The following is a 243-nucleotide window of genomic DNA, read 5'->3' on the forward strand; positions in this document are numbered from 1 at the left end:
CTCCGCCCCAGCGGCCTCGGCGATCTTTGTCGCCTCCTGCACCGAGCCTTGCAGCCAGCCATCGACGTTGTGGGGGTTCAGTATGACCGGCATCCGGTGATGCAAACGGGCCAGGTTTGTGGATGGCGCATTGGTCAGCATCGTGCACGACAGCACGGACTCACCGCTTTCTCGATCACACCAATGCTCCCAAAGCCCGGCAAAGACCAGTGGCCCGTCGTCGGCACGGTGCACAAAGTAGGG

The 243-nt window shown here is 62.6% G+C and carries 1 protein-coding gene; it reads right to left on the reverse strand.

Annotation, left to right across the window (positions count from 1 at the left end; genetic code table 11):
• Positions 1-243: SOS response-associated peptidase family protein (locus ACZ2IA_RS23230; RefSeq protein ID WP_470294939.1), on the reverse strand; the 243-nt coding region annotated here is incomplete at both ends.

Source organism: Crenobacter sp. CS_VA4, from assembly GCF_055597485.1.